Source organism: Mycobacterium sp. NGS61 (genome assembly GCF_059812325.1).
The window spans coordinates 237492-263903 of record NZ_JCALCL010000001.1 but is presented as its reverse complement, the minus strand read 5'-3'; the positions used below and the strand labels follow the sequence as shown (position 1 = coordinate 263903).

Annotated in this window: 26 protein-coding genes and 2 pseudogenes; 20 read left to right on the top strand and 8 right to left on the bottom strand. The window is 67.7% G+C overall.

The window, feature by feature from the left end; genetic code table 11:
• Positions 1-37: 37 nt before the first annotated feature.
• Together AC5Y3Z_RS01285 and AC5Y3Z_RS01280 are read right to left on the bottom strand one after the other, a co-directional pair.
• Entirely contained in the window at positions 38-1855 is a 1818-nt protein-coding gene (locus tag AC5Y3Z_RS01285; RefSeq protein ID WP_473138994.1) for a glycohydrolase toxin TNT-related protein, read from the bottom strand.
• Between the two features lie 16 nt (positions 1856-1871).
• On the bottom strand, positions 1872-2201 hold the full coding sequence (locus AC5Y3Z_RS01280; protein ID WP_473138993.1) for a hypothetical protein: 330 nt from the start codon (positions 2199-2201) through the stop codon (positions 1872-1874).
• 115 nt (positions 2202-2316) lie between these two features.
• Between AC5Y3Z_RS01280 and AC5Y3Z_RS01275 the strand changes: the two genes are divergently transcribed.
• Together AC5Y3Z_RS01275 and AC5Y3Z_RS01270 are read left to right on the top strand one after the other, a co-directional pair.
• Complete coding sequence (locus AC5Y3Z_RS01275) at positions 2317-2805, top strand: hypothetical protein (protein ID WP_473138992.1); 489 nt, start codon at positions 2317-2319, stop codon at positions 2803-2805.
• Between the two features lie 165 nt (positions 2806-2970).
• A pseudogene (locus tag AC5Y3Z_RS01270) lies at positions 2971-3063 on the top strand (hypothetical protein); the annotation flags it as partial.
• Between the two features lie 6 nt (positions 3064-3069).
• Here AC5Y3Z_RS01270 and AC5Y3Z_RS01265 read toward each other — a convergent pair.
• Both AC5Y3Z_RS01265 and AC5Y3Z_RS01260 read right to left on the bottom strand, forming a co-directional pair.
• Entirely contained in the window at positions 3070-3831 is a 762-nt protein-coding gene (locus tag AC5Y3Z_RS01265) for a DUF1684 domain-containing protein (RefSeq protein WP_473138991.1), read from the bottom strand.
• Positions 3832-3859: 28 nt separating this feature from the next.
• Complete coding sequence (locus AC5Y3Z_RS01260) at positions 3860-4087, bottom strand: hypothetical protein (protein ID WP_463827156.1); 228 nt, start codon at positions 4085-4087, stop codon at positions 3860-3862.
• Between the two features lie 152 nt (positions 4088-4239).
• Between AC5Y3Z_RS01260 and AC5Y3Z_RS01255 the strand changes: the two genes are divergently transcribed.
• On the top strand, positions 4240-4632 hold the full coding sequence (locus AC5Y3Z_RS01255; protein ID WP_463827195.1) for a DUF3349 domain-containing protein: 393 nt from the start codon (positions 4240-4242) through the stop codon (positions 4630-4632).
• Here AC5Y3Z_RS01255 and AC5Y3Z_RS01250 read toward each other — a convergent pair.
• Both AC5Y3Z_RS01250 and AC5Y3Z_RS01245 read right to left on the bottom strand, forming a co-directional pair.
• Positions 4621-5661, bottom strand: coding sequence for an NAD(P)-dependent alcohol dehydrogenase (locus AC5Y3Z_RS01250; protein WP_463827155.1), 1041 nt, complete (start codon positions 5659-5661; stop codon positions 4621-4623). The genes AC5Y3Z_RS01255 and AC5Y3Z_RS01250 overlap by 12 nt on opposite strands.
• A 174-nt stretch (positions 5662-5835) precedes the next feature.
• On the bottom strand, positions 5836-6930 hold the full coding sequence (locus AC5Y3Z_RS01245; RefSeq protein WP_473138990.1) for an iron-siderophore ABC transporter substrate-binding protein: 1095 nt from the start codon (positions 6928-6930) through the stop codon (positions 5836-5838).
• Positions 6931-7127: 197 nt separating this feature from the next.
• Between AC5Y3Z_RS01245 and ctaD the strand changes: the two genes are divergently transcribed.
• The 15 genes and pseudogenes from ctaD (at position 7128) to AC5Y3Z_RS01170 (ending at position 22933) form a co-directional block, all read left to right on the top strand.
• The gene (gene ctaD / locus AC5Y3Z_RS01240) at positions 7128-8888 is read left to right on the top strand and encodes an aa3-type cytochrome oxidase subunit I (protein ID WP_463827153.1); all 1761 of its coding nucleotides are present in this window, start codon (positions 7128-7130) and stop codon (positions 8886-8888) included.
• A 15-nt stretch (positions 8889-8903) separates the two neighbouring features.
• Complete coding sequence (gene serB / locus AC5Y3Z_RS01235) at positions 8904-10139, top strand: phosphoserine phosphatase SerB (protein ID WP_463827152.1); 1236 nt, start codon at positions 8904-8906, stop codon at positions 10137-10139.
• Positions 10140-10233: 94 nt separating this feature from the next.
• Positions 10234-10557 carry an ArsR/SmtB family transcription factor gene (locus AC5Y3Z_RS01230; protein ID WP_463827151.1) on the top strand — a complete coding sequence of 108 codons (324 nt, stop codon included), beginning with the start codon at positions 10234-10236 and terminating at the stop codon, positions 10555-10557.
• Positions 10554-11033, top strand: coding sequence for an NADH-quinone oxidoreductase subunit B family protein (locus AC5Y3Z_RS01225; RefSeq protein ID WP_473138989.1), 480 nt, complete (start codon positions 10554-10556; stop codon positions 11031-11033). Before AC5Y3Z_RS01230 ends, AC5Y3Z_RS01225 begins: the two co-directional genes overlap by 4 nt.
• On the top strand, positions 11030-12970 hold the full coding sequence (locus AC5Y3Z_RS01220) for a proton-conducting transporter transmembrane domain-containing protein (protein ID WP_473138988.1): 1941 nt from the start codon (positions 11030-11032) through the stop codon (positions 12968-12970). Before AC5Y3Z_RS01225 ends, AC5Y3Z_RS01220 begins: the two co-directional genes overlap by 4 nt.
• Before the next feature lie 14 nt (positions 12971-12984).
• Positions 12985-13935 (top strand): respiratory chain complex I subunit 1 family protein, encoded by a 951-nt coding sequence (locus AC5Y3Z_RS01215; RefSeq protein WP_473139258.1) that lies wholly within the window; start codon positions 12985-12987, stop codon positions 13933-13935.
• Between the two features lie 4 nt (positions 13936-13939).
• Positions 13940-14599 carry a hypothetical protein gene (locus tag AC5Y3Z_RS01210; protein WP_463827148.1) on the top strand — a complete coding sequence of 220 codons (660 nt, stop codon included), beginning with the start codon at positions 13940-13942 and terminating at the stop codon, positions 14597-14599.
• Positions 14600-16066 carry a proton-conducting transporter transmembrane domain-containing protein gene (locus AC5Y3Z_RS01205; protein WP_473138987.1) on the top strand — a complete coding sequence of 489 codons (1467 nt, stop codon included), beginning with the start codon at positions 14600-14602 and terminating at the stop codon, positions 16064-16066.
• Positions 16063-17540: pseudogene (locus tag AC5Y3Z_RS01200) on the top strand (hydrogenase large subunit). Before AC5Y3Z_RS01205 ends, AC5Y3Z_RS01200 begins: the two are co-directional and overlap by 4 nt.
• Positions 17541-17598: 58 nt before the next feature.
• A complete protein-coding gene (locus tag AC5Y3Z_RS01195) occupies positions 17599-18432 on the top strand; it encodes an ABC transporter ATP-binding protein (protein ID WP_463827146.1) in 834 nt (277 codons plus the stop codon).
• Positions 18429-19247, top strand: a complete 819-nt coding sequence (locus AC5Y3Z_RS01190; RefSeq protein ID WP_473138986.1) for an NUDIX hydrolase — start codon at positions 18429-18431, stop codon at positions 19245-19247. The genes AC5Y3Z_RS01195 and AC5Y3Z_RS01190 overlap by 4 nt, the downstream gene beginning before the upstream one ends.
• Positions 19244-20011 carry an enoyl-CoA hydratase gene (locus AC5Y3Z_RS01185; protein WP_473138985.1) on the top strand — a complete coding sequence of 256 codons (768 nt, stop codon included), beginning with the start codon at positions 19244-19246 and terminating at the stop codon, positions 20009-20011. The genes AC5Y3Z_RS01190 and AC5Y3Z_RS01185 overlap by 4 nt, the downstream gene beginning before the upstream one ends.
• A 10-nt stretch (positions 20012-20021) precedes the next feature.
• Positions 20022-20996, top strand: a complete 975-nt coding sequence (locus AC5Y3Z_RS01180) for a class I SAM-dependent methyltransferase (RefSeq protein WP_463827143.1) — start codon at positions 20022-20024, stop codon at positions 20994-20996.
• Positions 20954-22171 carry a class I SAM-dependent methyltransferase gene (locus AC5Y3Z_RS01175; RefSeq protein WP_473138984.1) on the top strand — a complete coding sequence of 406 codons (1218 nt, stop codon included), beginning with the start codon at positions 20954-20956 and terminating at the stop codon, positions 22169-22171. Before AC5Y3Z_RS01180 ends, AC5Y3Z_RS01175 begins: the two co-directional genes overlap by 43 nt.
• A 72-nt stretch (positions 22172-22243) precedes the next feature.
• Positions 22244-22933, top strand: a complete 690-nt coding sequence (locus tag AC5Y3Z_RS01170) for an esterase (protein WP_463827141.1) — start codon at positions 22244-22246, stop codon at positions 22931-22933.
• Positions 22934-22981: 48 nt separating this feature from the next.
• Here the strand turns inward: AC5Y3Z_RS01170 and AC5Y3Z_RS01165 are convergent, their stop codons facing one another.
• Positions 22982-24241 carry an outer membrane protein assembly factor BamB family protein gene (locus AC5Y3Z_RS01165; protein WP_473139257.1) on the bottom strand — a complete coding sequence of 420 codons (1260 nt, stop codon included), beginning with the start codon at positions 24239-24241 and terminating at the stop codon, positions 22982-22984.
• Between the two features lie 111 nt (positions 24242-24352).
• Between AC5Y3Z_RS01165 and AC5Y3Z_RS01160 the strand changes: the two genes are divergently transcribed.
• Both AC5Y3Z_RS01160 and AC5Y3Z_RS01155 read left to right on the top strand, forming a co-directional pair.
• Entirely contained in the window at positions 24353-25090 is a 738-nt protein-coding gene (locus tag AC5Y3Z_RS01160) for an acyltransferase (RefSeq protein ID WP_463827140.1), read from the top strand.
• A gap of 83 nt (positions 25091-25173) precedes the next feature.
• Entirely contained in the window at positions 25174-25806 is a 633-nt protein-coding gene (locus AC5Y3Z_RS01155) for a hypothetical protein (protein ID WP_463827139.1), read from the top strand.
• 13 nt (positions 25807-25819) lie between these two features.
• Here AC5Y3Z_RS01155 and AC5Y3Z_RS01150 read toward each other — a convergent pair whose 3' ends face one another.
• A complete protein-coding gene (locus tag AC5Y3Z_RS01150) occupies positions 25820-26356 on the bottom strand; it encodes a DUF4333 domain-containing protein (protein ID WP_463827138.1) in 537 nt (178 codons plus the stop codon).
• Positions 26357-26412: the final 56 nt, after the last annotated feature.

Sequence of the window (26412 nt, the reverse complement as noted above, 5' to 3'; positions counted from 1 at the left end):
TGATAACCGGTTGATCTCGTACTGCAGATCGTCTGATTTAGCGTCCAAGGGGCGGTCCGTAGTTGTCCAGAATGCCTAACCTCACTAATTCATCAACAGTCGGTCTTACCCCGTCAGGAGCCAAGATCATGTATTGCCGGGCGCTCGGCGACGGCGTCTGGCCGAACCACGGTGCTACCGGCCCTTCCACAATTCTCCATCCCGGAGGCAAAGGCTCAGAGGTCACCATGTAGCGGTTGTAGTTGCCTCCCACCGATTCTGGCATCAGCGCACGATCTGCGAAAGGAGTGCCATCGGGTGCAAGGTACTGACCAAATGGGGAGCCGAAGCGGTCAATAATCGTTCCTTCGGGTAAATGGGCGGGTTGCGGGACGTAGCCAGGGGGGAACCCATCATTCGGCGGCCAGGGACGTGCTCCCGGAATGCCGAACTGAGTCTCAAAGTCGTGCCATGACAGTCCGCCTACAGGATCCCAGCCGCGCAGGACAGCTAGAGGTGCCCCGCCTTCGGTGACGATTTCGGCGGGAAGTCCGGCCCGCACCATTGCTCCTTCGCCACCGAAGAGAAGGGTCGGTGCGGTCATTGCCGCGTCGGCTGCGTGGCCTCCTGCGTAATAGGCAGGACTCGGTGAGTCGAGGAACCCGGTGACCTCGTTTCTGATTGCTGCCGCGGGCATACCGAGGGGATCGCTGAATTGTTGAGCTAGACCTTTCGCAAGCCCGGCCCAGGACTGGAGGACGCCCGGGTCTCCGGGCCCGCCCACCCCGAGCAGGTTGTGGATCATCCTTTCGTTGGCACGCCAGCGGTCTCCGAATGCTTCGGCGAAGCCAGGGCCTGGTGGCGCTGGCCCGCGTGATTGCGGTTGAGGAGTGAGGTTGTGGTGGCCGTACCCCCAGGCCTGCGCTTGGGCAACAACCGCGTTGAGTCGCTGTTCGATTTGCTCTGGTGGCACGCCCTCTTGGCGGAGTGCCTCGCGGATGATGCTCTTGGCGGCCTCAAGTTCCTGCGGTGATGGCTGCGGCAGGGTAGGGCGTGCCGCACCGGGTTGCAACAGCTGGCTATACGCTTCGCGGAGGCTGCCTGGCGGATGCCGACTATCTTCTTTGCCATTGGGTCCGGGCGCTGGAGACGGCATTAACATGTCGCGCAACCCTGGTGGACCGTTTCCCGGTTCTGCACCTCCGGCCCCGAGCAGGTCTGCGAGCCCGGTGGGTTCACCTGTTTGCGGCTCGGTCGGGATCGGCGGATAGACAGCCTGTTGCGCGCCGGGCGGTGGTCCAGGAGGACGAGTCGGCGGCATCGCCCGGTGGGGATCGAACAGGGCGGCCCCGAAGTTGAGGTTGTTGCCGATGCTGGATTCTGCGTCCCGGATCTGGGTGGCGACCTCGTTCTCGGCGGCCCACCATTTAGTGGCTTCGGCCTTGAGTTCGGCCTCGGCGGCGGCGACGGTCTTGGCGTTGGCGTCGGCGGAATCCTTGCTGGTGCCTTCCGGTGGGGTGTAGCTGATCGATAAGTCTTCGTTGACGTGCACGCCCGCGTGGGACTCAGCGTTCTCGATGATGTGCTTGGCATTGGTCAGGGGCGGCATCAGCTTGGAGCTGACCGTGTTGCTGATCCGCTGGGCTGCGGCGTCTACGGCTTCGCGGACACCGACCACCGCTTGAAGGTCCTGGCTGGCGCGGGCCTGGGCCGCTTCGGCAGTCCGTCCCTCCCAGGATGAACCTCCGGGGCGCTGAACACGGCGGAGGTAGTCTTCGGCGTGCTGTTCCAGGGCGGCAGCGGTGGACTTCCAGCCGTCGATCAAATCGAGAACCCGGTGTGGATCGGTGTGCAGGATCTGCGACTTGGTCGGCATTGACGAACAGAGCTGCTTAGGGACGGGGTGAGGGGCGCTGCAGAGTGGGAAGCGTGTTGACCGCCGTCAGGAGCTGTTCGTCGCTAGTGATGAAGCCTTGGCGGGCCAGTTCGATCATGTCGGCGAGCTTGCTGACCCGAGCCGCCACCATCACTTGGACGACCGGCAGGGTGCGGGTTGACATCTCCTGGGCGGCTGCCAGCGACGGCACCGCCCCGGCATCCACTGTCCCCCCGGTAGGGATCTCATGCGGTACTCCCTGGGCCACTTGCGCGGCCAATACCGTCAGTTCTGGGTGCAATCGACCCAAAGCATCCAAATCCGCTTGCAGCACCTGATCTGTCACACCGGTCCCCTCACGAACACTTCCCCTTAGCCGGTGAAGCTTACCGAGGAGCGGGGCACATTACGGCGAGAATGTTGAGTCGGGCGCTGCGGGCAGATGCCGTTACGCTTGGCAAGTGGGGATCCTCAGTCGGGTAACGGCGCGCCAGCGCCTCCGCCGGGCCACCCAGGAGAGCCTGACGGTACCCCCGTTCAACGCTCCGCCCGATTGCGCGCCCTGGGTGATCGGAGGCCTGTGGCCTGTCGCGTTATCGCACCGCAGTATCGAAACCGAATCCCTCGCAAGCTATCTCAAAGCCGACCTGCACCGGATCGCCCACTCGGCCAACGAAGATCTGCGGGCCATTGGACGAGCAGGGATGACGTATTCGGCGCGCCGCCAAGCCGAGGCCAGGGTGATCGAGGAGGCCCGTGCGCTGGCGGTGCGCCGTGTCGAGTCGACGTTGCGTCAGGTGCGCCAGGCAAACGGGCGCACACCTACTGATCACTCAGCTCGGCAACCCCGAGAGTCGTCCAACGCCCCTCGACCGGATCTGGCCAAGACGGAAATCTCGTCTCAGAACCGTAGCTTTGGAGTCTGCTGTATCCAGGGAGATATTTACTGAGCTTCGGATCCGGTGACTGTCCCATGGAAGACGGAGTGGATCTTCCTGGCCGACGATCCGTGCCCACATTTTGCCCACACTTTGCCGATAGTTACAGGTATCGGCAGGTGTCAGGAGGTGGGTATTTTTGCAGGTGAGAGTCCGTTGCGCCGCTCTGGCCAGGTGTCTGACGAGAACCACGACTTCTTCTCCGGCTCGGGGTCGAGCTACGTGATCGGCAAGGCCGTGGTCACCGAAGACGAGGACTGGGACTTCTGAGGTAGCTCAGCGCGGGTTCTGCTCGCCCGCCTCGACTGCCACCGAGAGCCTGTTCTGCGGCGGTGCCACCGGGCACGTCGCATAGTCGGTGAAGGAGCAGGGCAGGTTCGCCGCCCGGTTGAAGTCGAGTGTCACCTTGCCGTCGGGTGCCGGTTCGGCGATCGACAGCGACCGGGCGCCCGGGTATGTGGTCACGCCGCTGGTGGCATCGGTGAACAGCACCTGCAGCGCTCCTGAGGCCGCGCCGAACGCGACGAGTTGCTGAGCGACGCCGCCGAGTTCGAAGTCGATGACGCCCACCGCATTGAGACGGTGTTCGAGTCCTTCGACGACGGCGCCGGTCGTCACGGTGCGAGGTTGCTCGTACGGGGTGAATGTGCCTGACACTGACCATCTTTCGTCCGGCGCATAGGTGGGGATGCCGGTGTAGGCCTGCAGGTGCGGCGACTTCGGGTCGTGCACCCGCAACGCGGCCGAACCGGTCCGGCGAATGACTTCGATGCGCCGATCCCCGGCGTCGACGAGCAATCCCGGTGCGCCCTCGACAGGCTCGAGCCGATCGGCGCCGTCGATGCCCTGCACGTACACCGCGTCCGCGTCGGCCCGCCAGCGACCCGGGAGATCCGCGACATCCTGGAATTCCCCGGTGAGCCAATACAACCCGGTGAGGCTCACCCAGCCCAGCGGGTCGGCGAAGTAGCGTTCCCGCTCGTCGTGCCAGCGCTGCCAGGCCGCCGCGAAGGTCTCGGTGTCAGGTGTCGCCGTCATATTTCCTCGAACCCGGTGTCTGCCCGGTTCATTCCCCGCGGGTGCTGCTGCCCAGGCCGTCGTCGGCCAGGTAGGTGACCACGTACCACCGGCTGCCCGAGGTGGGATCCTCGTCGGCCGCGGTTGCTCGCTCCAACCGGACGTCGGTCAGCTGGGGATGCTGTGCGCGCACAGCGTCTTCCAGTGCCGCGTGCAGCGCTTCACCGGCCAGCGATGCGCCGGCCGGCGCCCTTCCTTCGCGTCGTGTCCAACTCACGTCCGCTATCTTGCTCCGGCCCGCACTCCTGGGCGCCCGCGACTGCGAAACGCAGGTGTGCAGGTCGTGAACGCCGCGTGAAATGTCGCCGGGGCGTGCCCTCGCCGGTGGCGCCGGCGGCGGGCCGTCGTGAGACTGTGGGCGTGAACAATCTGGCGAAACCCACGTTCTCTCCGGTCAGCTTCCTCAATGCTGTGCTGCGGTGGTTGCAGCTCAGCTATCCCGAAGGGGTTCCCGCGACGGATCGCGTCGCGCTGTTCGCACTGCTGCGCAGCACCCCGCTGACCGAGGAGCAACTCAACGAGGTGGTTGCCCACATCACCGCAGACGGATCGCCGTACCTGGCCGACGGCGTGATCGACCGCACCGAGATCGCCGAATCCATCACCGAGACCACCCACCGCGACGCCGGCCCTGAGAACATCGCCCGAGTGGCCGCCCGGTTGGCTGCGGCCGGTTGGCCGCTGGCCGGCGTCGACGTCAGCGAGGTCGATGCCAGTGACGAATACGGGGAAGCCGCCGAGGCGGCTGCCTCACATGCGTGAGATGTCGATCACGAAGCGGTAGCGCACGTCGCTGGCCAGCACTCGCTCGTAGGCTTCGTTGACGTAATCCGGTGCGATGACCTCGATTTCGGGCGTGACGTTGTGTTCGGCGCAGAAATCGAGCATCTCCTGGGTCTCGGCGATACCGCCGATGTTGGACCCGGACAGGCTGCGCCGCGCCAACGCCAGCCCGAACGCCGGCACCTCCATGGGGTGCTCGGGGATGCCGAGTTCCACCATGGTGCCGTCCACGTCGAGCAGGTTCAGGTACTGGCCCAGGTTGAGGTTCGCCGAGACAGTGTTCAGGATCAGGTCGAAGCTGCTGCGCAACTTCTTGAAGGTCGCCGGATCGGAGGTGGCGTGGTAGTTGCTCGCACCCAGCCGCAATCCGTCTTCCATCTTCTTCAGTGACTGCGACAGCACGGTCACCTCGGCGCCCATCGCCGCACCCAGCTTGACGCCCATGTGGCCCAGGCCGCCCAGGCCGATGATGGCAAGACGCGTGTCCTTGCCGGCCTTCCAGTGCCGCAGCGGCGAGAACAACGTGACACCCGCGCACAGCAGCGGCGCCGCGGCGTCCAGGGGGAGCGAGTCGGGAATGCGGACCACGAAGTTCTCGTCGACCACCACCGCCTGGCTGTAACCGCCCTGCGTGGGTGTGCCGTCCTTATCGATGGAGTTGTAGGTGAAGGTCGCGCCCTTCTTGCAGTACTGCTCGAGCCCGGCCTGACAGCTGCTGCACTGCCCGCAGGAGTTGACCATGCAGCCGACGCCGACATGGTCGCCCACCTTGTGCTTGGTCACCTCGTCGCCGACGGCGGTCACCACGCCGGCGATCTCGTGTCCGGGAACCACCGGGTAGTTGGGTTCGCCCCATTCGGCCTTGACGGTGTGGATGTCGGAGTGGCAGATGCCGGCGAACTTGATGTCGATCGCGACGTCATGCGGGCCCGGGTCACGGCGCTCGATGGTGGTCTTGGTCAGTGGTTCTGTGGCCGACGTGGCGGCGTAGGCGGAAACAGTGCTCATGTGCGGTATCCCTCTTCAGATCTGAGTCTCTCCCGAAAAGCTTAGCTAAGGTAAGGGTTTTTGGCCAACTGGGCTGGGTGGGCGAAGACCGCGATCGGCCCGCATCGGCTCTGCGGTGAGGTCACACGCTTCTCGCATTTCTGCGCCGTGGGCGCAGCGTCAACGCAGAGACGATTAGTTGATCGGGGCGTTGACCCAGCGCAGATCACTCACGATGCCCCGAGCGGCGATCAGGCCCTGGCCCGTCTGCCAGACCTCGTCGTTGACGACGAAGACCCGGTTGTCGCGGTTGGCGCCCAGCTTGCGCCACGGACCGCTGTCCAGCACGCTGGCGGCGCGGTCGGTGGCCTCCTGCGACGCGAACGACACATAGATGATGTCACCGTCGGCGGCCGACAGGTCCGGATCTTTGGCCAGGTCGGCGTCGGTGGCGCCGAACTCCAGGTAGGGCTTGTCGGTGAATCGCTGCGGTCCGGGCCGGTCCACCTTGACCGCGGCGAGCACGCTGGCCGGGAAGTTGCTGGCGCCGTAGACCCGCAGCGTAGTGGCGGTCAGTTGGACCACCGACACCTGATAGTGGGCCGAGTCGTGCTTGACGCCGACGTCGGTGGCGCGCTGGGTGAAACCGTCGACCAAGGCGTTCACCGCGCCGCTGCGGGCAGTCGCGGCGCCGACCCCGCGCAGGTTGTCCAGCCAGGCCGCCCCGGGTGCGCGGGTGAACACCGTCGGGGCGATCGCCGCCAACTGCGGATACAACGCCGGCGTCAGCGCGACGGAGCCCAGGATCAGGTCCGGGTGCGCTGCGGCGATCGCCTTCAAGTCGGGCGCACTGCGGGGTCCGACCCCCGGCACGTCGTGCAGCACTTTGCCCAGGTAGGCGGGTTGGTTCGGAACCCCGTCGGGCAACGCGGCGCCGACCACCCGTGATTGCAGGCCCAGCGCGCACAACGCGTCGAGCTGATCACCGGAGAGCACCACGATGCGCTGCGGGTCCGCCGGCACTTTGGCCTCATCCGGGGTGCTGCCCGCGGCGTTGCGCGCCGCGCGGATCGGGGGTCCGGGATCGGGTGCGGCCGCGTCCCGCGCGCACGACTCGTCGGGCTTGCGGTCGTTGCCGAGCACACCGGCGCCGGCGATCTGGGTGGTGGGGTTGACCAGGGATCGCGAGGTCGCGGCAGAGGGATCATCAGCGCCGCAGCCGCCGCAGGTCAGCACGACAGCGGCCAGGATCACGACGGCCAGGCAGGGTCGCGAGCCGCCGGGTTGCATATGTTCGACGTTAACATCCGGCCTGCTCAGAGCAGCCGAGCCGGGTGGTGGACCGAGCGCCGGCGGACCAATTACGACAGTTTGTAGGACCAGACCTTCCGCCAACCTGATCGCGGGCTAAGATTCACGTAAGTACCGGGGATCGCGGCCCGGTACGGATTGTGGGCCCCTGTCCGGATGGATGTTTGGAGGAGCTGTTGACAGCCGAAGCGCCCCCGCGGGCAGAACTCGAGGCCGTCCGTCCCTACCCGGCCCGGATGGGTCCCAAGGGGAACCTCGTCTACAAATTGATCACCACCACCGATCACAAGCTGATCGGCATCATGTACTGCGTCACGTGCTTCGCGTTCTTCCTGATCGGCGGGCTGCTGGCGCTGCTGATGCGCACGGAGTTGGCCGCGCCGGGCCTGCAGTTCCTGTCGAATGAGCAGTTCAACCAGCTGTTCACCATGCACGGCACGATCATGCTGCTGTTCTATGCCACCCCGATCGTGTTCGGCTTCGCCAACCTGGTGCTGCCGCTGCAGATCGGTGCCCCCGACGTGGCGTTCCCCCGGCTGAACGCCTTCTCGTTCTGGTTGTTCCTGTTCGGCGCGCTGATCGCGACGGCGGGCTTCATCACTCCCGGCGGCGCCGCCGACTTCGGCTGGACCGCCTACACCCCGCTGACCGACGCCATCCACTCGCCCGGCGTGGGCGGCGACCTGTGGATCATGGGCTTGGCCGTCGCCGGTCTGGGCACCATCCTCGGCGCGGTCAACATGATCACCACCGTGGTCTGCATGCGCGCACCGGGTATGACGATGTTCCGGATGCCGATCTTCACGTGGAACATCCTGGTTACGTCGATCCTGGTGCTGATCGCCTTCCCGCTGCTGACCGCCGCGTTGTTCGGCTTGGCCGCCGACCGGCACCTCGGTGCCCACATCTACGACCCGGCCAACGGCGGCGTGCTGTTGTGGCAGCACCTGTTCTGGTTCTTCGGCCACCCCGAGGTGTACATCATCGCGCTGCCGTTCTTCGGCATCGTGTCCGAAGTCTTCCCGGTGTTCTCCCGTAAGCCGATCTTCGGTTACACCACGCTGGTCTACGCGACCCTGTCCATCGCGGCGCTGTCGGTTGCGGTGTGGGCGCACCACATGTTCGCCACCGGCGCGGTGCTGCTGCCGTTCTTCTCCTTCATGACGTTCCTGATCGCCGTCCCCACCGGGATCAAGTTCTTCAACTGGATCGGCACGATGTGGAAGGGTCAGTTGACCTTCGAGACGCCGATGCTGTTCTCGGTCGGCTTCATGGTGACGTTCCTGCTGGGCGGGCTCAGCGGGGTACTGCTGGCCAGCCCGCCGCTGGACTTCCACGTGACCGACAGCTACTTCGTCGTCGCCCACTTCCACTACGTGCTGTTCGGCACCATCGTGTTCGCCACCTACGCGGGCATCTACTTCTGGTTCCCGAAGATGACTGGGCGGCTGCTGGACGAGCGGCTGGGCAAGGTGCACTTCTGGCTGACGTTCATCGGCTTCCACACCACGTTCCTGGTACAGCACTGGGTCGGCGACATGGGCATGCCGCGTCGCTATGCCGACTACCTGGCCACGGACGGGTTCCAGCCGTACAACGTCGTCTCGACCATCGGGGCATTCATCCTCGGGGCGTCGATGTTCCCGTTCGTCTGGAACGTCTTCAAGAGCTGGCGTTACGGCGAGGTGGTCACCGTCGACGATCCGTGGGGCTACGGCAACTCGCTGGAGTGGGCGACCAGTTGCCCACCGCCGCGGCACAACTTCACCGAACTGCCCCGCATCCGTTCGGAGCGTCCGGCGTTCGAGTTGCACTACCCACACATGGTGGAGCGGATGCGCAAGGAGGCCCACATCGGGCGTCACGCGACTGCCGGTGAGTCGCCCAAGGGATTCGGTCCGCGGACTGAACCGGACCGTGCGACCCCTGAGCAGTAACGGCGGCAGTCCCGGGTGATCTCCACACCCAAGGTGTCGGTGCTGATCACCGTCACCGGCGTCGACCAGCCCGGTGTGACGTCCGCTCTTTTCGAGGTGCTGTCCAAGCACGGCGTCGAACTGCTCAACGTCGAACAGGTGGTGATCCGGCGGCGGCTGACGCTGGGTGTGCTGGTCTCGTGCGCGCAGGATGTCGCCGACGGCGCCGCACTGCGCGAGGACGTCGAGGCCGCCATCCACGGGGTCGGACTGGACGTCACGGTCGAACGCAGCAACGACGTACCGATCATCAGCAAACCCTCCACCCACACCATCTTCGTGCTGGGCCGCCCCATCACCGCCGGAGCTTTCGGTGCGGTGGCCCGGGAGGCGGCCACCCTGGGCGTCAACATCGACTTCATTCGGGGCGTCTCCGACTATCCGGTGACCGGCCTGGAATTGCGGGTATCGGTGCCGCCCGGCGCCTTCGCCCCGCTGCAGACGGCCCTGACCGAGGTGGCTGCCGACGAGCGGGTGGACGTGGCCGTGGAGGACTACGGCCTGGCGTGGCGCACCAAGCGGCTCATCGTCTTCGACGTCGACTCCACCCTGGTCCAGGGCGAGGTGATCGAGATGCTGGCGGCCCGAGCGGGTGCGCTGGGCAAGGTCGCGGCGATCACCGAGGCGGCGATGCGCGGCGAACTGGACTTCGCCGAGTCGTTGGAGCAGCGGGTAGCCACCCTGGCGGGCCTGCCGGCCTCGGTGATCGAGGAAGTCGCCGGCCAGTTGGAGCTGATGCCCGGTGCACGCACGACCATCCGCACGTTGCAGCGGCTGGGTTTTCGCTGCGGTGTGGTCTCGGGTGGCTTCCGGCGCATCATCGAACCGCTGGCCGCCGAACTGAAACTGGACTACGTCGCAGCCAACGAGCTGGAGATCGTCGACGGCAGGCTCACCGGCCGAGTGGTGGGGACGATCGTGGACCGGCCGGGCAAAGCCGAAGCACTGCGTGAATTCGCCCAGCAATACGGCGTGCCGATGGAGCAGACCGTCGCCGTAGGCGACGGCGCGAACGACATCGACATGTTGGCGGCGGCGGGAATGGGGATCGCGTTCAACGCCAAGCCGGCGCTCCGCGAAGTCGCCGACGCGTCGTTGAGCCATCCCTACCTGGACACCGTGCTGTTTCTGCTGGGTGTCACCCGCGGGGAGATCGAAGCGGCCGACGCCGTCGACGGCGTGCTGCGTCGCGTGGAGATTCCCGCCGACTAGGTGTGTGCGGAGTCATAACCGCCCGCGGTGCCGGCCTGCTTAACAGATGATAAATTCTTCAATTGTTAAATCGTTAAACTCCGAGCGAGGTCTGGTGTCGCAGCCGCTGTACACGCTGAAGGCAGAGTTCTTCAAGACGCTGGGTCACCCCGCCCGGGTCCGGATCCTGGAGCTGCTCTCCGAGCGCGACCACACCGTGGCCGAGCTGCTGTCCGAGGTCGGCCTGGAAGCCTCCAACCTGTCCCAGCAACTTGCCGTGTTGCGCCGCGCGGGCGTCGTCACCGCTGCCAAAGAGGGCAACAGCGTGACCTACTCGATCACCTCGCCGCTGATCGCCGAGCTGATGGCCGTGGCGAGACGGGTGCTGACCGGGCTGCTCAGCGGCCAGGTCGCCATGCTCGAGGACTTGCGCGAATGAGCTGGCTGGGCAGGATATTTCGGCTGGGCCGGGTCGCCGAAAGCGCCGGCCCCCGGCCGGATACACCGGCGGCGCCACCCGCCGGAGTGGCTGGATCGCTGCAGATCCGGCACGTCGACGCCGGTTCCTGCAACGGCTGCGAGGTGGAGATCGCCGGGGCGTTCGGACCGGTCTACGACGCCGAGCGATTCGGCGCCCGGTTGGTGGCGTCGCCGCGGCACGCCGACGCGCTCCTGGTCACCGGAGTGGTGACGCGCAACATGGTCCAGCCGCTGCGCAATACCTTGGCAGCCACGCCGCAACCGCGGGTGGTGATCGCCTGCGGCGACTGTGCCATCAACCGGGGGGTGTTCGCCGACGCCTACGGGGTGATCGGTGCGGTCGGTGAGGTGGTCGCGGTCGACGTCGAAATCCCCGGCTGCCCACCTTCGCCGGACCAGGTGGTCGCGGCTCTGCGGTCGGTGACGGGGCGGTGACGCGACCGTTGTCCCACTCGGGGACGGGTGCGGCCCTCAGTGGTGTGGCGACGGCTGGAATCGGTGCCACCGGGGTGGTGCTGGGGCTGGCCGCGCTGTCCGGCGGGCAGACCCGGGTGCGCGTGCCCTGGCTGCTGCCGCTGTGCGGCGTGGAGTTCGACGTCGGCCGGTTGGGCGGCTACTTCATGGCCCTGACGGGCGCGGTCGCTGTCGGCGTCGGCATCTACAGCATCGGATACCTGCGACGTGAGCGGCTCGGTCGCGTCGCACAGGTGACGCTGCCGCTGTTCGTCGCGACGATGCTGCTGGTGCCTGCCGCGGGATCGGTGAGCACCTTCTTGCTGACCTGGGAGCTGATGGCACTCACGTCGCTGATCCTGCTCGCCACCGATCACCAGCGCGCCGAAGTCCGCTCCGCCGCAGTGTATTACGTGGTGCTGACACAACTCGGTTTCGCCGCGGTGCTGCTCGGACTGATGGTGTTGGGCGCGGCAGCCGGTACGGAGCGGTTCGCCGACATGTCCGGGGTGCCGGATGCGGCACGAACTGCGGTGTTTCTGTTGACGCTGGCGGGTTTCGGTTCCAAGGCCGGCCTGCTGCCGGTGCATGCCTGGTTGCCCCGCGCGCACCCGGAGGCGCCGAGTCCGGTGTCGGCATTGATGAGCGCCGCCATGGTCAACCTCGGTATCTACGGGATCATCCGGATCGACGTGCAGCTACTTGGTCCTGGGCCGCGGTGGTGGGGTGCGACGCTGCTCGCCGTCGGTGCCGTCTCCGCGCTGTACGGGGTGCTGCAGGCATCGGTGGCCGCCGATCTCAAACGCCTACTTGGATATTCGACGATCGAGAACATGGGTCTGGTGGTGTTGGCATTGGGCGCGGCCACCTTGTTGTCGGCGTCCGGGGCAGCTGCTGCCGCCGTTGTCGCGATGACGGCAGCGTTGCTGCACCTGGTGGCGCACGCCGCGTTCAAGAGCCTCGGGTTCATGGCCGCCGGGTCGGTCCTGGTGGCGACCGGTCAGCGCGATCTGGACCGACTGGGTGGCCTGGCCCGCAAGATGCCCTACACCACAATGCTTTTCGCACTGGCTGCGCTGGGTGCGTCCGGTCTGCCGCTGGGTGCGGGATTCGCCAGCGAGTGGCTGCTGGTGCAATCGCTGATCCACGCCCGTCCCGAACACACCTTCCTGGGCCTGGTGACACCGCTCGGCATCGGCGTGGTTGCGCTGACCGCCGGCCTGGGGGTGGCCGCGATGGTGAAGGCGTTCGGCACCGGCTTCCTGGCGCGGGCGCGGTCGGCGGGCGCCGAGCAGGCATGCGAGTCGCCCGTCAGCTTGCTGGCCGGCATGGCCGTCGCAGCGATCGGTTGTGCCGCCGTCGCCGTCGTGCCGTTCATACTCACCGGCACTCTGCAGTCGGTGCTGGACACCATCCCGCCCTTCCGGCGCGCCGACCTCACCGGCCTGGGCGTGGTGCTGCGACTGCCCGGCTTCGGCAGTTCGATCGCGCCCACCCTGCTCGCCGCCGCGTTGGCCGCGGCGGTACTGATCGTGCTGGGCCTGGCCCGCTGGGGATCGCGGCACCGCCCCGAGTCCCGGCAGTCACCGTTGTGGGCCTGCGGATCCGATCAGTTGAGCCCCCGGATGCAATACACCGCAACAGCTTTCGCCCAACCCCTGCAGCGGGTCTTCGAGGATGTGCTGCGGCCCGACACGGGCATCGAAGTGACCCACCTGGAAGAGACCCGCTATCACGTCGAACGCATCGCCTACCGCGCCAGAATCTCCGACGCCATCGAGGACCGGCTGTACGCGCCGGTGTTGGCCGCCGTCACGGCGTGCGCCGAGGCGGTGCGGCGCGCCCACAACGGCAGTGTCCACCGCTACCTGGGCTACGGCGCGCTGGGCGTGCTGGTCATCCTGGTGGTGGCGCGTTGACCGCCGTGACCGCGCTGTCCGTGGCGGCCGGTGCAGCACAGATCGGTGCCGTGCTGGCCGGAGCGCCGCTGGTGCTCGGATTGATGCGCCAGGTCCGGGCGCGATCGGAAGGTCGTTGCGGCGCAGGCGTTCTGCAGCCCTGGCGCGACCTGCGCAAGTTGTTGCGCAAACAGCAGATCACGCCCGAGGGCACTACCTGGGTCTTCGCCTGCGCGCCAGTGGTGTTGGCGGCCACCACCGTGCTGATCGCTGCGATCGTTCCGCTGGTGGCGATGGGTTCGCCGCTGGACCCGGTCGCCGATCTGTTCGCGGTCGTCGGGTTGCTGTTCCTGGGCACCGTCGCCCTGGCGCTGGCCGGAATCGACACCGGCACCGCCTTCGGTGGGATGGGCGCCAGCCGCGAACTCACTATCGCGGCGCTGGTGGAGCCGACGATCCTGTTGGCCATTTTCGCGTTATCCGTCCCCGCTCATTCAGCCAATCTGGGTGCGATCGTCGGCTTCACCCTGGGCAATCCCGGGACGGTGGTGTCGTTGACGGGCGTCCTGGCGTTCGTCGCGCTGGTGATCGTCGTCATCGCCGAGACCGGACGCCTGCCCGTGGATAATCCGGCCACCCACCTGGAGCTCACCATGGTGCACGAGGCTATGGTGCTCGAATACGCCGGGCCCAGGCTCGCTCTCGTGGAGTGGGCCGGCGGCATGCGGCTCACCGTGCTGCTAGCGCTGCTGGCGAATCTGTTCATCCCGTGGGGGATCGCCGGAGAAGACCCGACGCTGCTCGGAGTCGGGATCGGCATCGTGGCGATCAGCGTGAAGGTCGCCGTCGCCGCGGTGGTGCTGGCCGGCGCGGAGGTGTTCATCGCAAAGCTGCGACTGTTCCGGGTTCCTGAATTGCTGGCCGGTTCCTTCCTGTTGGCGCTGTTGGCCGTCTGTTCGGCGAATTTCTTTGCGGCGCAGGGGTGATGACGTGACCGATACTTTTGTCGAGGTGCTCGACCTGGCACCGGGTGGGCTGGTGCTGGCCGCGGTGTTGATCGTCTGGCGACGCGACCTGCGTTCCATCGTGCGGCTGCTGGCGCTGCAGGGCGTCGCGCTCGGCGCCATCCCGGTGATTCTTGCTGTGCGGCAGCATCATTGGGAGCTCCTCGCGGTCGGGGTGGCGCTGATCGCGCTGCGCGGGGTGGTGCTGCCGGTGCTGCTGGCGCGTGCACTGGGCGCCGAGCAATATCACCAGCGTGAGGCGACACCGTTGGTGAACACCACCGCCTCGCTGCTGATGGCGGCGGTGCTGACGGTGATCGCGCTGGCCGTCACCCGGCCACTGGTCGACCTGTATCCCGACGCGGCGGTGTCAACCGCACCGGCCGGATTCGCGGTCGTGTTGATCGCTCTGTTCGTGATGGTCACCCGCCAGCACGCCATCTCGCAGGCCGCGGGATTTTTGATGCTGGACAACGGAATCACGGCGACGGCGTTCCTGCTGACCGCCGGGGTGCCACTGATCGTGGAACTGGGCGCCTCACTGGATGTGCTGTTCGCGCTGATCGTGCTGGGGGTGTTGACCGGCCGGCTGCGGCGCACCTTCGGCGGTGCCGAACTGGACCGGCTGCAGAGATTGCGAGACTAGATGACGGGCGTGATTCTGGCGCCGATACTGGCGCCCGTGCTCGCCGCGCTGATCGCGCTGGTGGGCGGATGGCGGCGGGTCACCGCCGTGCTGACCATGCTGTCCGCCGTGGTCATCCTGGTCAGCGCTGTGACGCTGGCGGTGCTGACCGGTGCCCGACAGCACCTCGCGCTCGGCGGTGTGCTGCGCACCGACGCGTTGTCGCTGACCATGCTGATCGTCATCGGTGTCGTCGGCACCCTGGCCACTTGGGCGAGCATCGGCTACATCGACGCCGAACTCGCCCACGGTCATACCGACCACCGCGACGCGCGACGCTACGGAACCCTGGTCCCGGCGTTCCTGGCCGCCATGGCAGTTGCGGTGTCGGCCAACAACATCGGCGTGATCTGGGTTGCGATCGAGGCAACCACGGTGATCACTGCGTTTCTGGTGGGGCATCGCCGTACCGCCACGGCGCTGGAGGCCACCTGGAAGTACGTGGTGATCTGCTCGGTCGGAATCGCGGTGGCTTTCCTCGGCACGGTGCTGCTGTACTTCGCCGCCCTGCACAGTGGCGCCGACGCGTCGAGCGCGCTGAACCTCGACGTGCTGGCTGCCCTCGGCGCACACCTCAACCCGGCGGTGACCCGCCTGGCCGGCGGTCTGCTGCTGATCGGGTACGGAGCCAAGGTGGGGCTGGTGCCGTTCCACGGCTGGCTGGCCGACGCGCACAGCCAGGCGCCGGCGCCGGTATCGGCGTTGATGAGCGGGGTGCTGCTCTCGGTGGCGTTCTCGGTGCTGATCCGGCTGCGGCCGATCGTCGACGCCGCGGTGGGCCCGGGATTCCTGCGCGCCGGACTGTTGACCGTCGGGCTGGCCACGGTATTGATCGCCGCATTGTTACTCACCGTCGCAACCGATCTCAAACGCATGCTCGCCTATTCGTCGATGGAGAACATGGGGCTGATCGCGGTGGCCGCCGCCGCGGGAACCAAGCTGGCGATCGCCGCCCTGCTGTTGCACGTGCTGGCCCACGGCGTCGGCAAGACGGTGCTGTTCCTGGCCGGTGGGCAGTTGCAGGCCGCGCACGACTCGTCGGCCATCGACGACATCCGTGCCGTGCTGGCGCGGTCCCGGCTGATCGGTCTGGCGTTCGCTGTCGGACTCGTCGCCCTGCTGGGATTGCCGCCGTTCGCGATGTTCGCCAGCGAGGTATCCATCGCCCGGTCGCTGGCCGACGCGCGGCTGTCCTGGGTGCTCGGGGTCGCGCTGCTGCTGATGGTGGTGGCATTCGCGGCGCTGGTCGGTAAGGCGCAGCGCATCCTATTGGGCGCGCCGGACCCGGGCGCGCCGCCGATCGCCGTGCCCGCCACGGTTTCGGCCGCCCTGGTCACCGGGATCTTGGTGTCACTGGCGCTGGGCGTGACCGCGGGTCCGCTGACCGGACTGTTCACCACGGCCGCCGGCCAGTTCGGTGTGGGCTGATGCAGCCGCAGAGACTGCGCCGCGAGGTCCCTGCCGGTGAACTGGCGCAAGCCGTAGGGGAGTTGCTGGACAACGGGTTTCGGCTGGCCCTGGTGGCCGCCCACGACGACGGCGACTGCCTGCGCGTGGTCTACCTGTTGCTGGCCGCCCGGCCGGACCGCCGGGTCGAGCTCACCCTGACCACCGGTAAGAACAACCCGTCGGTGCCGTCGCTGGGACACCTGTCCATCCCGGCGGGCCGCTTCGAGCGGGAGATGATGGATCTGTACGGGGTTGTGCCCCAAGGACATCCGCAGCCGCGACGGCTGGTCAAACACGCGCACTGGCCGCAGGACTGGCATCCGATGCGGCGTGCCGCCGGACGGCCACCGGAGTTCGCGACGGTAGGCGGGTTTCCGTTCGTGGACGTCGACGGGCCGGGGGTGTACGAGATTCCGGTCGGACCCGTACATGCCGGCCTGATCGAGCCGGGCCACTTCCGGTTCTCCATGATCGGTGAATCCGTGCTGCGGCTCAAGGCGCGACTGTGGTTCGTACACCGGGGGATCGAAAAGCTCTTCGAGGGCCGGCCCGTCGACGCCGGCGTCGAACTGGCCGGACGTGTCAGCGGCGACAGCGCAGTCGCGCACGCCCTGGCGTACAGCCTTGCGGTGGAGGAGGCGCTGGGAATCGAGGTCCCGCAACCCGTGCACGCGCTGCGCGCGGTGCTGGTCGAACTCGAGCGTCTCTACAATCACGCCGGCGATCTGGGCGCACTGGCCAGCGATGTGGGTTTCGCGCTGGCCAACGCCCATGCCCAGCGCATCCGCGAGCGCCTGTTGCGCATCAACGGACGCGTGGCCGGCCACCGGCTGTTGCGCGGCACCGTCACCCCCGGAGGTGTTGTCCTGCAAGCGCTCCCGATACCGGGGAATTGCGCGCACTGGCCCGCGAGGTGGCCGAGATCAGCGAATTGACGCTGCGCAACTCCGGGATCTACGACCGGTTCGCCGAGACCGCGGTGCTGGCCGGGGCGGACGCCCGCGCCATGGGGTGCCTGGGATACGTGGCGCGCGCCAGCGGCATCGGCACCGACGCGCGCGTCGATCATCCGACGATGGCATTGCCCGTCACCACGGTGATGCGCACCGACGGTGACGTGCTGGCCCGCTACCTGGTTCGGCGCGACGAGTTCGCGGCGTCGGTCGCGCTGCTCTGTGCCGTGCTCGAGCAGCGGGACGGCCCGCTGCGGTATCAGGCGTCGCTGCCCGAAACCGGCGGCAGCGGCGTCGGGATCGTGGAGGGGTGGCGCGGCACGGTGGTGCACCGGGTCGAGATCGACGCCTCCGCCGGGGCGATCACGCGGTGCAAGGTGGTGGACCCGTCCTGGTTCAACTGGCCGGCCCTGCCGGTCGCGATGGCCGACACGATCGTCGCGGACTTTCCGCTGGCCAATAAGAGTTTCAACCTGTCCTATGCCGGCAACGATCTGTAGCTCCCGGGGAGGGCGACCCGGCAACCGAGGCGGTGCCCCGGTACGGCACCATAATCGGGTGGCCGAACTGGACGCCGATCCCGATCTGCTGATCGACTTCAGGAACGTGTCGCTGCGCCGGGGCGGACGCACGCTGGTGGGCCCGCTGGACTGGGCGGTCGAACTCGACGAGCGCTGGGTGATCATCGGCCCGAACGGGGCCGGCAAGACATCGTTGCTGCGCATCGCCGCCGCCACCGAGCACCCGTCGACCGGTGTCGCGTTCGTGCTGGGGGAGCGGCTGGGCCGCGTCGACGTCTCCGAACTGCGATCGCGGATCGGCCTGAGCTCGTCGTCGCTGGCGCAGCGGGTGCCCGACAACGAAGTGGTGCGTGACCTGGTGGTCTCGGCCGGCTATTCGGTGCTGGGGCGGTGGCGGGAGGCCTACGAGGAGCTGGACTACCGGCGCGCGCTGGACACCCTGGAGAGCCTGGGCGCCGAGCACCTGTCCGACCGCCGCTACGGCACGTTGTCCGAGGGGGAGCGCAAACGGGTGCTGATCGCCCGCGCTCTGATGACTGACCCCGAACTGCTGCTGCTGGACGAGCCCGCCGCCGGCCTGGACCTCGGGGGCCGTGAGGAGCTGGTGGCGCGGCTGACCGACCTGGCCGCCGACCCCGACGCGCCGGCGCAGGTGCTGGTGACTCATCACGTCGAAGAGGTGCCGCCGGGTTTCAGTCACTGCCTGTTGCTGTCGGAAGGGCAGGTGGTCGCCTCGGGTCTGCTGCCGGACGTGCTGACCGCCGAGAACCTGTCCGCGGCATTCGGACAGCGGATCGCGCTGGACGTGGTGGACGGCCGGTACTTTGCGCGCCGGGTCCGCGCGCGAGCAGCCCATCGGAGACAACAGTGAACGAACCACAGGTGCCCCTGACACCGCGCCCGGCGTCGACGGTGATGCTGGTGCGCGATGCGCCCGCCGGCCTGAACGTCTTCCTGATGCGCCGGCACTCGCAGATGGAGTTCGCCCCCGGGGTGATCGTCTTTCCCGGCGGCGGGGTCGACGACCGCGACCGCAACGCCGATATCGGCTGGGCGGGACCGCCGCCGCAGTGGTGGGCCGACCGGTTCGGCATCGCCACCGACCTGGCTGAGGCGCTGGTCTGTGCCGCGGCGCGGGAAACCTTCGAGGAGTCCGGTGTGTTGTTCGCCGGGCCGGCCGACGATCCGGACGGCATCGTCGGCGACGCCTCGGTGTACGGCGACGCTCGTCGTGCCCTGGCCGACCACACGCTGTCCTTCGCCGACTTCCTGCGTCGGGAGAACCTGGTGTTGCGCGCCGATCTGTTGCGGCCCTGGGCGAATTGGGTGACCCCGGAAGCCGAGCGCACCCGGCGCTACGACACCTACTTCTTCGTCGCGGCGCTGCCGGAGGGACAGCGCGCCGACGGCGAGAACACCGAGTCCGACCGGGCCGAATGGGCGCTGCCGCAGGACACCATCGCCGATTTCGAAGCCGGCCGCAACGTGCTGCTGCCGCCTACGTGGACGCAGTTGGACGCGCTGGCCGGTCGGACCGTCGCCGACGTGCTGGCCGTGCAGCGGCAGATCGTCGCGGTCCAGCCGCTGCTGGAAAAGCGCGGCGACAACTGGGTGTTCGAGTTCTTCGACTCCGACCGTTATCACCAGGCACGCACAGCGGGCGGCTTCATGGACTGGCCGCTTTGAGCGAATTCGTGAGCGTGGTGGTCAGTGACGGCTCGCAGGATGCCGGGCTGGCCATGCTGCTGCTGTCGCGGGCACCGACCAACGGGCTGACCCGGCAGGTGTACCGGGAGATCATCGCCGCCGCCGACGAACTGGGCCGCCGCGACGACGTCGCCGCGGTGATCCTGTTCGGTGGTCACGACATCTTCACCGCCGGTGACGACATGCCCGAGTTGCAGACCCTGGACGCCGCCGAAGCCGGTACCGCAGCACAGGTCCGGTGCGACGCGATCGACGCGGTTGCCGCCATCCCCAAACCCACCGTCGCCGCCATCACCGGCTACGCGCTGGGCGCCGGCCTGACGCTGGCCCTGGCCGCGGACTGGCGGGTGAGCGGCGACAACGTGAAGTTCGGCGCGACCGAGATCCTGGCCGGCCTGGTGCCCGGCGGCGGCGGGATGGCCCGGCTCACTCACGTCGTCGGCTCCAGCCGGGCCAAGGAACTGGTGTTCAGCGGGCGTTTCTTCGACGCCGAGGAGGCGCTGGCGCTGGGCCTGATCGACGACATGGTGGCCCCCGACCACGTCTACGACGCGGCGGCGGATTGGGCCAGACGCTTCCTGGACGGTCCGGCGCCGGCTCTGGCAGCGGCCAAGGCCGGGATCAACGACGTGTACGGCGCGCCGTCGGAGGCCGAGCGGTTGGCCGCCGAACAACGCCGGTACGTCGAGGTGTTCGCCGCTGGTCAGGGCGCCCGGACCACGGGCAGTCACCGCGCCCGTTAGGCTGCCCTGCATGACGAGGAGTACTGAGGTCCCCGCGCCCAATCCGCACGCGACCGCGGAGCAGGTGGCCGCCGCACGTCACGACAGCAAACTCGCCCAGGTGCTCTACCACGACTGGGAAGCCGAGAGCTACGACGACAAGTGGTCGATCTCGTATGACCAGCGCTGCATCGACTACGCGCGCGGCCGATTCGACGCGATCGTGCCCGACGAGGTGATCAACGAGTTGCCGTACGACCGCGCCCTGGAGTTGGGTTGTGGCACCGGCTTCTTCCTGCTCAACCTGATCCAGGCCGGCGTGGCCCGCCGCGGATCGGTCACCGATCTCTCGCCCGGCATGGTCAAGGTCGCCACCCGCAACGGCCAGTCGCTGGGTCTGGACATCGACGGTCGCGTCGCCGACGCCGAAGGCATCCCGTACGACGACGACACCTTCGACCTGGTGGTCGGGCACGCCGTCCTGCACCACATCCCCGACGTCGAACTGTCCCTGCGCGAGGTGATCCGGGTGCTCAAGCCGGGCGGACGGTTCGTGTTCGCCGGGGAGCCGACCTCGATCGGCAATGTCTACGCGCGCGAGCTCTCCACGTTGACGTGGCGGGTCGCCACCAACATCACCAAGCTGCCCGGCCTGGCCGGCTGGCGGCGACCCCAGGAGGAGCTCGACGAATCGTCGCGGGCCGCGGCCCTGGAAGCGGTCGTCGACCTGCACACCTTCGCACCGGAAGACCTCGAGCAGATGGCCGCCAACGCTGGCGCGGTCCAGGTCGAGACTGCCAGCGAGGAGTTCACCGCGGCCATGTTCGGCTGGCCGGTGCGCACCTTCGAGGCCTCGGTGCCGCCCGGGCGTCTGGGTTGGGGTTGGGCGAAGTTCGCGTTCAACGGCTGGAAGGCGCTGAGCTGGGTGGACGCCAACGTGTGGCGCCACGTGGCGCCGAAGGGGTGGTTCTACAACGTGATGATCACCGGGGTCAAACCCTCCTGAGCCTTTTCGACCTGGACGCCGTCCGTTATCTGCGGTCGGAGTCCGGTGCCGCCGCGCTTGCGGTGGTCGCCGAACTGGAGTTGAGCGACGCCACCCGGATCACCGATGTCTCCGCGGTGCGCGCCCGCTTCGGTGACCGCGCTGCGGTGCTGGTGGAGACGACGCTGCTGCGCCGCAAAGCGCAGCAGAAGCTGGGCGCGCTGGGCGATGTCGCGGGCTGGCTATGCACCGACGAGGCGTTGCAGCAGGCCACCGCGGCACCCGTCGCGCTGCACCGGGCCGCCCGCCTGGCCGGGCGCGTCGTGCACGACGTGACCTGTTCCATCGGCACCGAGCTGGCTGCTTTGCGCGGTGTGGCGACGCGGGTCATCGGCAGCGACATCGACCCGGTCCGGCTGGCCATGGCCGGCCACAACCTGGGTGAGCACGCCTACCTGTGCCGTGCCGATGCGCTGCACCCGGTCAGCCGCGACGCGGCCGTCGTCGTCGACCCGGCGCGGCGCGGTGGTGGCCGGCGCCGATTCGACCCCCGCGACTACCAACCGGCGCTCGATCAGGTGTTGCAGCGTTACCGCGGCCGGGATCTGGCCGTGAAGTGCGCGCCGGGAATCGATTTCGACCAGGTGGGCCGGCTCGGGTTCGACGGCGAGGTGGAGGTGACCTCCTACCGCGGTTCGGTGCGGGAGGCCTGCCTGTGGTGGGGCGGGCTGGCCGAGGCGGGCGTGCGGCGCCGCGCCACCATCCTGGACCGTGCCGAGCAGATCACCTCGGCCGACGCCGAGGACTGTCGGGTCCGGCCGGTAGGGCGGTGGATCGTCGACCCCGACGGCGCGGTCGTGCGGGCCGGGCTGGTCCGCCACTACGCCACCCGGCACCGGCTGTGGCAGCTCGACCCCGACATCGCCTACCTGTCCGGAGACCGACTGCCGCCGGGCGTACGGGGGTTCGAGGTGCTCGAACAGGTGGCGTTCGACGAGCGGCAGTTGCGCCGGGCGCTGTCCGCGCGGGACTGCGGCGCGCTGGAAATCCTGGTCCGCGGTGTCGCGGTGGATCCCGACGCGTTGCGCCGCCGGATGCGGTTGCGGGGCGGCGAACCGCTGTCGGTCGTCATCACTCGCATCGGTGCGCGGGCCGGCGGCGCCGCGGTGGCATACGTTTGCCGGCCCTCCCGGTAACGCCGGGTACGCTGACGGCGATTATCTCGATATGGCATCACCGCCATTTTGATCTCGAGGACAGTGACGACGATGCGTTATCTAGTTGCCGCCGCGACGCTGGCTGTCGTGGCGCTGGCGGGCTGGCCGGCCTCCGACACCGCCGCCGCGCCGCCGTCGTGCGCGAGTCTGGGTGGCGCGGTCGAGGGCGCCCAGATCTGCCACATCCACCAGTCCGGTGCCACCTACACGCTGGACCTCACGTTCCCCGTCGACTATCCCGACCAGCAGGCGCTGACCGACTACATCACGCAGAATCGCGACGGCTTCGTCAACGTCGCGCAGGGATCAGGACGGCGCGACCAGCCCTACCAGATGGATGCCACCAACGAGCAGCACAGCTCCGGCCTGCCGCCGCGCACCCGCAGCGTGGTGCTGAAGTTCTTCCAGGACGTCGGCGGGGCCCGGCCGTCCAACTGGTACAAGGCTTTCAACTACAACCTGAACACCAAGCAGCCGATCACCTTCGACACATTGTTTCCGCCGAACAGCAATCCACTGGACGCCATCTTCCCGATCGTGCAACGCGAACTGGAACACCAGAGCGGGATGGGCGGGGGAGTGTCGCCCGGGGCCGGTCACGACCCGACCAACTATCAGAACTTCGCGATCACCGACGACGCCGTGATCTTCTACTTCGCCCAGGGCGAGCTGTTGCCGTCGTTCGCCGGCGCCACTCAGGTCCAGGTGCCGCGCAGCGCGATCCCGCCGCTGGCCGTCTAGGTCCGCGGGAGCCCGGATGGGCCGCGCTGACCAGGGACGATCCCGGGCCTAGGCCGGGTCGAAGGTGTAGACCTGACCGTCGCTGGTGGTAACCACCACGCGGCGGTCCTTACCGACCGCGACCCCGACCGGAGATCCGGTGGCCGCCGGGAGCGGATAGCTGGCGGTCGTGTGTCCGTTGGTCGGGTCGAAGATCAGGACCGACATGCCGGGCTCGCCCTCATGCGGGGCGGTGACCGTGTACGCCACGCTGTCACCGGCCAGCGTCGACGTCGACAGCGGAGTGACATCCTCGCGCCGCCACAGCACCTCGGCGTGCTCGCCGGCATCGCGGAAGGTGACCAGCCGGGCGTCGGGGCCACCGCCGGCCACGATCAGTCCCTGCGGGGAGACCGATGGTGGTGTCTGCGCCAGAAACCCCAGCGGCGCAGACCATTTGGGTTTGCCGTCGGCAGCATGCAGCGCCCACAACCGTTGGTCGCGGCCGTTGACGTAGATGGTTGATCCGTCCGCGGACAACACCGGACTGGCCAGCGCGCCACCGCCGACGGCGTCGCTGGTCCACTCCCGGGTGAGCTGCCCCCCGTGGTACTTCAGGCCGACCAGACCCGCTGTGGGAGCTCCCGGCTGCCACACGCCGACCACCACCGTCTCGGTGGCCGCGGAGAACGCGGGAGCCGCCGCGACCGGGCAGGCCGGGCGGGCCGGGGCGCAGTCGGCCAGCCCGCGCGTGGCGTCGGCGGGGTCGACACCCTCCACCAGATCCAGCGAGCTGCCGACCACGGCGCCCCGATGGGTGTCGAAGACCAGCAACTGGCCCAGGTGGGTGCTGACCAGCAGGTGGCCGTCACCCAAAAGCCTTGGGGTGCTGGGCATTCCGATGACAGGTTCGCGCCAGCGAGTCCACTGCGTCGGCGGAAAGGAGATGATCGCGCCCGGCTGACCGACGTACAGGTTGTCGAAGCTGTCGAAGAGCGGCCCGCCGAATCCGCCACCCTGGATCAGCCGGATGCACCAGCGCTGGCGCCCGTTGCCGATTTCCCACTCCATGACGGAGCAACCGCCGGGTGTCTGCGCATTCAGGGCGAGAAAGCCTCGCGCACCCAGTGCCGGACCGGCTGCCAAGCTGCCCTTGACCGAACGGGTCCAGCGCAGGCTGAGCTTGGTGGCACCGGCCGTCGCGGTGTAGCTGCTGTTGGCGGCGTCGCCGTACTGCGCGGGCCAGCCCGGTGCGGGCGCTGCGTTCACCCACGAATCGGTATTGCCGCATCCGCCGAGGCCGATGGTGAGCACGGCTGCTGCAACGATTGCCAGGAGACGTCGGACGAGCACTCTTTCCTTTCGGCAATCCTTCAGTGGCAAGCAGAGACCGAGTACAGGTGAGGGTAACCCGTAGCTCCACGGGTAGGCTTTCGGGCCATGACGAGCATGTGGGGAGCTCCGCTGCACCGCCGGTGGCGTGGCGCCCAGCTTAGAGACCCCCGCCAAGCCAATTTCCTGACGCTGGCGTCGCTGAAATGGGTGTTGCGCAACAAGGCCTACACGCCGTGGTACCTGGTGCGGTATTGGCGGCTGCTGAAGTTCAAGCTGCAGAACCCGCACATCATCACCCGGGGGATGGTGTTCCTGGGCAAAGGTGTGGAAATCCACTGCACGCCCGAGCTGGCCCAGCTGGAGTTCGGCCGGTGGGTGCACATCGGCGACAAGAACACCATCCGCGCGCACGAAGGATCGCTGCGGTTCGGCGACAAGGTGGTCCTGGGACGCGACAACGTCATCAATTGCTACCTGGACATCGAGCTCGGCGAGTCCGCGTTGATGGCCGACTGGTGTTATGTCTGCGATTTCGACCACCGGATGGACGACATCACGCTGCCGATCAAGGATCAGGGCATCATCAAGTCGCCGGTGCGCATCGGACCGGACACCTGGGTGGGGGTGAAGGTTTCGGTGTTGCGCGGTACCTCTGTCGGACGGGGTTGTGTGCTGGGTTCGCATGCGGTGGTGCGCGGCGTCGTCCCGGACTATTCGATCGCAGTCGGCGCCCCGGCCAAGGTGGTCAAGAACCGGAAATTGTCGTGGGAGACCTCTGCGGCGCAGCGCGCCGAACTCGCTGCCGCCCTCGCCGACATCGAGCGTAAGAAGGCGTCGCGCTAGTCCGGGTTGCCGCGGTTGCGGTGCCGCCCGCCATGCTGTTCGATCAACGGTGGTCGAATCGACAACAGATGACGGGAGCGCCAATGAAGACGCCGACCATTGCGGTGCTGAGTGCGGCCGCGGCGATAGCCCTTGGCGCGTTGGTCCCCGCGTGTGACAGCAAGGACGAAAAGGCGCCGGCTTCGTCGACGACCACATCGGCCGCCGGCTCGGGCAGCGCCAGTTCGTCGCCCGCTGCGACGTCGGGCACGGTCGCGCCCACCGACTACACGAACTTGCTGGTACCGCTGAGCGACCTACAGGCGCTCTCGGGTGACCCGCTCGAGGTCGGGCAGCCGCCCACCCCGTCCAGTGGTAACCCCGGCGTGGACGGCACGTTCCGGAATGCCAAGGGCGACAACATCATCAGTGTCAGCATCGCCGTCCTGCCGGATGCTGCGGCTGCGGTCGAAGCGATGAACGGCACGACGGGGACGCTGAACAACTGGGTGATCGACGGCACCCCCCAACCCGTGGCGGTCGGTAACGGCGGGACCGTGGTGCTGGGCACCTCGCCGGACAAATCCAAAGCCGTGACGCTGCTGGTGTTCACCGAAGGCAAGGCGTCCGTCACGCTGCATTTCGAAGGTCCCCCCGGGGACGCCGCACCTGTCGATTTCGCCACCGCGGTGGCGCAGAAGCAGGACGCGACCATCAAGAAGAACCTGCCGGCCTGACCACGGCCGGATTTCACTGGGGCTGGTCGTCGATTTCGAAGTTGAAGTTGACCCGGGGCCCGGGCACGTCGGTGACCACCACGTTGACGCCGAATGTTCTGTTGCCGTTGATGAGTTGGCACCGCAGTTTGGTGCCGACCAGACCCTTCAATTCCTCGGGACACGTGACCGACTCGTTGCGTTGCTTGTTGCGGATCATTTTGGCGACCCGATCCTGATCGATTGATTTCAGGAAGTGGTAGATCACCGTCTTGCCGTCGATGTTGGTGACGGTGGCGGTGACGTTGACCTCGTCGGGTGGGCCGTCGATCTTCATCTTGCATTTGACCTGTGCCCCCACCTTAGCCGGCAGACCGGCCGGACAGGCCACCGCCTGCGGCTTGTCGGTGCTGGAGTCGGTCATGTGCGATGCGATCTCGTTCTCCAGCACATGCCTGTCCACCTCGCGAGCGCGCGAGTCACCGTCAGACGAGTGGCAGGCGCCTGCGCCGAGCACCAGACCGGCTGCGGCGCCAGAGACGATCAACATCCGACACAGCGACTGGCTCATACCACCCTCCGGGCTCTGGCGACCGTTGAAACCGTGAACCGGCTGATAATGGCACG

Bases quoted from the DNA above. Each gene is read 5' to 3' on its own strand.
- AC5Y3Z_RS01225 (WP_473138989.1), top strand. From the start codon at position 10,554: ATGAGCTGGCTGGGCAGGATATTTCGGCTGGGCCGGGTCGCCGAAAGC.
- AC5Y3Z_RS01245 (WP_473138990.1), bottom strand. From the start codon at position 6,930: ATGCAACCCGGCGGCTCGCGACCCTGCCTGGCCGTCGTGATCCTGGCC.
- AC5Y3Z_RS01150 (WP_463827138.1), bottom strand. From the start codon at position 26,356: ATGAGCCAGTCGCTGTGTCGGATGTTGATCGTCTCTGGCGCCGCAGCC.
- AC5Y3Z_RS01205 (WP_473138987.1), top strand. From the start codon at position 14,600: ATGACGGGCGTGATTCTGGCGCCGATACTGGCGCCCGTGCTCGCCGCG.
- AC5Y3Z_RS01180 (WP_463827143.1), top strand. From the start codon at position 20,022: ATGACGAGGAGTACTGAGGTCCCCGCGCCCAATCCGCACGCGACCGCG.
- AC5Y3Z_RS01160 (WP_463827140.1), top strand. From the start codon at position 24,353: ATGACGAGCATGTGGGGAGCTCCGCTGCACCGCCGGTGGCGTGGCGCC.
- AC5Y3Z_RS01250 (WP_463827155.1), bottom strand. From the start codon at position 5,661: ATGAGCACTGTTTCCGCCTACGCCGCCACGTCGGCCACAGAACCACTG.
- AC5Y3Z_RS01155 (WP_463827139.1), top strand. From the start codon at position 25,174: ATGAAGACGCCGACCATTGCGGTGCTGAGTGCGGCCGCGGCGATAGCC.
- AC5Y3Z_RS01285 (WP_473138994.1), bottom strand. From the start codon at position 1,855: ATGCCGACCAAGTCGCAGATCCTGCACACCGATCCACACCGGGTTCTC.
- AC5Y3Z_RS01265 (WP_473138991.1), bottom strand. From the start codon at position 3,831: ATGACGGCGACACCTGACACCGAGACCTTCGCGGCGGCCTGGCAGCGC.
- AC5Y3Z_RS01170 (WP_463827141.1), top strand. From the start codon at position 22,244: ATGCGTTATCTAGTTGCCGCCGCGACGCTGGCTGTCGTGGCGCTGGCG.